Here is a 749-nt window from a genome sequence, read left to right as displayed (position 1 = left end):
TCTCCATAATAGTTTGTTTGATAATGCTCTTTGATTGCTTATGGCAATCACTCTTGGGAGTGAACTAAGTTCACTCAAATTATTGGAATTAACGTTGACATATTGTCATTCAGTTTTCAATGTTCATCTTAAAATTTTATGGTGGAGACTAGCGGGATCGAACCGCTGACCTCCTGCGTGCAAAGCAGGCGCTCTCCCAGCTGAGCTAAGCCCCCAAAATTATTAAGTAAGTCGGGAAGACAGGATTCGAACCTGCGACCCCTTGGTCCCAAACCAAGTGCTCTACCAAGCTGAGCTACTTCCCGCTATTAATAAACGCGCCCGAGAGGAGTCGAACCCCTAACCTTTTGATCCGTAGTCAAACGCTCTATCCAATTGAGCTACGGGCGCAAAAAAATAAAATTAAATGGTGCCGAGGACCGGAATCGAACCGGTACGGTAATCACTTACCGCAGGATTTTAAGTCCTGTGCGTCTGCCAGTTCCGCCACCCCGGCATTTAATTTTCTTAATGGAGCGAAAGACGGGATTCGAACCCGCGACCCCAACCTTGGCAAGGTTGTATTCTACCACTGAACTACTTTCGCATATTAAGTTTTAATATTTAAATATTAAAATAATGGTGAGCCATAGAGGATTCGAACCTCTGACCCTTTGATTAAAAGTCAAATGCTCTACCAACTGAGCTAATGGCTCAAAGAAATGGTGCCGGAAAAAGGACTTGAACCCTCAACCTACTGATTACAAGTC

At 44.1% G+C, this 749-nt stretch carries 6 tRNA genes; all 6 read right to left on the bottom strand.

Annotated features, from left to right (window positions below):
* Positions 1-139: 139 nt before the first annotated feature.
* The 6 genes from BHX94_RS12630 to BHX94_RS12605 all read right to left on the bottom strand — a co-directional run bounded on the left by BHX94_RS12630 (position 140) and on the right by BHX94_RS12605 (position 695).
* Positions 140-215, bottom strand: a tRNA-Ala gene (locus BHX94_RS12630).
* A 16-nt stretch (positions 216-231) separates the two neighbouring features.
* Positions 232-305: transfer RNA gene (locus BHX94_RS12625), tRNA-Pro, on the bottom strand.
* Positions 306-316: 11 nt separating this feature from the next.
* Positions 317-390 (bottom strand) — tRNA-Arg (locus BHX94_RS12620).
* Positions 391-407: 17 nt separating this feature from the next.
* A tRNA-Leu gene (locus tag BHX94_RS12615) sits at positions 408-496 on the bottom strand.
* 15 nt (positions 497-511) lie between these two features.
* Positions 512-586, bottom strand: a tRNA-Gly gene (locus BHX94_RS12610).
* Between the two features lie 33 nt (positions 587-619).
* Positions 620-695, bottom strand: a tRNA-Lys gene (locus BHX94_RS12605).
* Positions 696-749 lie beyond the last annotated feature (54 nt).

It is taken from the genome of Macrococcoides bohemicum (assembly GCF_003259675.1).
In the GTDB taxonomy this organism is placed as follows: domain Bacteria; phylum Bacillota; class Bacilli; order Staphylococcales; family Staphylococcaceae; genus Macrococcoides; species Macrococcoides bohemicum.
Note: the sequence above shows the minus strand (reverse complement) of the source record. Positions and strands in the feature narration are given on the sequence as shown.